Source organism: Streptomyces niveiscabiei (genome assembly GCF_001419795.1).
Classification (GTDB): domain Bacteria; phylum Actinomycetota; class Actinomycetes; order Streptomycetales; family Streptomycetaceae; genus Streptomyces; species Streptomyces niveiscabiei.
Window position 1 is genome coordinate 1 of the sequence record NZ_LIRL01001290.1, and the last position, 2,711, is coordinate 2,711.

General features: G+C 73.5%; 4 protein-coding genes. 1 reads left to right on the top strand and 3 read right to left on the bottom strand.

Annotated features, from left to right (window positions below; translation table 11 throughout):
• Together AOK24_RS43220 and AOK24_RS43225 are read right to left on the bottom strand one after the other, a co-directional pair.
• A partial coding sequence (locus AOK24_RS43220) for an ABC-ATPase domain-containing protein (RefSeq protein ID WP_240554412.1) occupies positions 1-714 on the bottom strand: 714 nt, incomplete at its 3' end.
• Between the two features lie 147 nt (positions 715-861).
• Entirely contained in the window at positions 862-1,740 is an 879-nt protein-coding gene (locus AOK24_RS43225; RefSeq protein WP_055725311.1) for an NAD(P)-dependent oxidoreductase, read from the bottom strand.
• A 128-nt stretch (positions 1,741-1,868) separates the two neighbouring features.
• Here AOK24_RS43225 and AOK24_RS43230 point away from each other — a divergent pair, with 128 nt between their 5' ends.
• Positions 1,869-2,438, top strand: coding sequence for an LmrA/YxaF family transcription factor (locus AOK24_RS43230; protein WP_055725312.1), 570 nt, complete (start codon positions 1,869-1,871; stop codon positions 2,436-2,438).
• On the opposite strand, the gene AOK24_RS43235 is transcribed toward AOK24_RS43230, so the two are convergent.
• The coding region (locus tag AOK24_RS43235) for a VOC family protein (RefSeq protein WP_338060981.1) at positions 2,428-2,711 on the bottom strand (284 nt) is incomplete at its 5' end. The two genes, AOK24_RS43230 and AOK24_RS43235, sit on opposite strands and share 11 nt — an antisense overlap.

The following is a 2,711-nucleotide window of genomic DNA, read 5'->3' on the forward strand; positions in this document are numbered from 1 at the left end:
ACCCCGCGCGGGACGGTCGTCCGCCCCCGTCCGCCGGGCCAGCAGAGACCCGTCCGCGACGAACCCCACCAGGCCGAGCCCGGGCAGCGCGGCCCGCAGCGCGGCCGAGTCCTCCACCGCCGCCGCGAACTCCCGCACCCGCCCGCCGTCCAGCGCCGCCAGACACAGCGCCCGCTCGGCGACCCGCGGCAGCACCTGGCACAACAGCCGCCACGCCGCCCGCCCGTCGATCCGCCGGTGCGGCCCCGGCAACGCCACCCCGAGCCGCAACGTCACCGACCCGTCCTCCGCGTCCACCGTGCACGAGTTGCGGTCCAGCACCTCCTGCCCGCCCGCGTCCAGGTGCAGATCCCGCTCCCCGTCCACCTCCCGCGCCGCCTGCCGCACGAGATACCCGGCCAGCGCCCGCCGCCGCACCGCCGAGTCCCACAACTCCCGGGGAAATCCCGCCCGTTCACCCGGCACCCGGACGGCGACCCGCGCGGGCGGCGCGTACGGATCGGCCTGCCCGCGCACGATCTCCAGCACCACACCCCCAGGCAGCTCCCACTGCCCCGTCAGCCCCCGGTAGCGGCTGTAGGACGCGCCGTCGAGCTGCTCCAGCTCCCGGTCCAGACCCTGCCGGACCCGGCCCGCCCGCTCAGGACCCTGACGGGTACGGCCTGCCCGGTCCGACGGTCCGGCGGGCCGGGTGGGTCGCCCATGACGGCGCATACGGTGCTCACTTCCTCGCTGCGAAGCCGCGGATTCACGTCCGTCCCCCATCAGCACCCCTGCCGGTGCCCGGCCTGCGGGAGGGAGACCGTCGGATCGTACTGGGAGGAGATCTGGAAGATCCCCGGCCCGTGGTCAGCTGGAAGCTCACACCGCCGCACTCCGCTTCTCGATCGCCCGGACCACCGCCACCATGTCCTCCCCGCCGTGCCCCTGCTCCACCGTCTCCGCGAACAACGCGTGACACACATCCAGGAGAGGGGAAGCCACGCCCACCTTCCGAGCCGCCTCAGCGATCAGCCGGTTGTTCTTGAGTACGTCGGCCGCTCCGGCCTGCACGCCGAAGTCCCGCTCCACGAGCTTCGGTGTCTTCATCCGCGACACCGCGCTCGCCATCGGTCCGGCGTCGAGGACCTTCCGCAGCAGCGCCGGATCCACCCCCTGCCGCTCGGCGAAGTGGAACGCCTCGCTGAGCCCCGTGACCAGTGTGATCAGGAACAGGTTCACCGAGAACTTCATCAGCAGCGCCCCCGGAACGGCGCCGCAGAGGAACGTCTCCCGGCACACCGGCGCCAGCAGCTCCCGTACGGCCGCCACGGCATCCTCGTCCCCGGCCAGCATTCCCACCAACTGCCCGTGTTCCGCCGGGACCTGCGACCCCGAGACCGGCGCCTCCACATACCGCCCGCCCACCGCCCGGATCTCCTCCTGGAGCCCGGCGGAGTACTCGGCCGACGTGGTGCCCATGTGCACGACGACGCGCCCCGCGACCCGCGCCGCGAACCCGGACGTGCCCCGGCCCAGCACGGCGTCCACGGCCTCCTCGTCGGCCAGCATCAGCACGACCGTGCCGGACCGCTCGAACACCTCGCCCGCGCTGGCCGCGACCTCGGCACCGGCGGCACGCAGCGGCTCGCACCGGCCCGGTGAACGGTTCCACACCACGAGCGGGGTGCCCGCGCGCGCCAGGTTGAGGGCCATGGGCTGTCCCATGACACCGAGACCGACGAAGCCCACGTACGCCATGCCGCACCACCACTCTCCCCGGACTATGACCGCTGTCATGGTAGCCCGCGTTATGACGGTGGTCATAGACTGTTCCGGGGACACGGAAGAGGAGGCCAGGAGTGACGGAACGCGGACCACGCGAGCGCATGGTCTTCAGCGCGGCCCAGCTCATCCGGCGCGACGGAGTCGGCGCGACCGGGATGCGCGAGGTCGCCGCCCACGCGCAGGCACCGCGCGGCTCGCTCCAGCACTACTTCCCCGGCGGCAAGGAACAACTGGTCAACGAGGCCGTCCAGTGGGCCGGCCGCTACGCCGGAAACCGCGTACCCCGCTTCCTGGCCGCCCTCCCCTCGCCGACGCCCAGCGGACTCTTCGCCGAGATGGTCCGGCAGTGGACCGACGAGTACGAGACGTCCGGCTACACGGGCGGCTGCCCCGTCGCAGCCGCCACCGTCGACTGCGCCAAGACCACGCCCTCGACCCGGGAGGCCGCGTCCGACGCCTTCGCCGGCTGGACCGGCGCGGTGGCCGCAGCCCTCACCGGGATGGGCGTACCCCAACACCGGGCCACCCCGCTCGCCACCCTCATGATCAGCACCATCGAAGGCGCCCTCCTCATCGCCCGCGCCGAACAGAGCACCCGGGCCCTGGACACCGCGACCCGGGAACTCGGCCCCCTCCTGGACGCCGCGGTCGACCCCGGCCTCACCCCCTGACCGGCGCGCTGCTGCGGCCCTGCCGCCGCCCGCTCAGCTCGACGTCCAGCGTCTCCTGCGCGACCCGCATCCCCTCGACATGCTCGGGCCACGACATCCGCTCCCAGATCTCCTCCTCGGCCACGTCCTCGACATGCTGGACCACCCACCACACGTTCCCGAACGGATCCCGCACCCGCCCGCCCCGCTGCCCGAAAGCACTGTCCATGACGGGCGTGACCACCCGTCCCCCGCTCGCCACGGCCCGCGCGACGACGCCGCCCGCGTCCTCGA

Coding starts and splice junctions, on each gene's coding strand:
- AOK24_RS43230 (WP_055725312.1), top strand. CDS start 1,869: ATGGTCTTCAGCGCGGCCCAGCTCATCCGGCGCGACGGAGTCGGCGCG.
- AOK24_RS43225 (WP_055725311.1), bottom strand. CDS start 1,740: ATGGCGTACGTGGGCTTCGTCGGTCTCGGTGTCATGGGACAGCCCATG.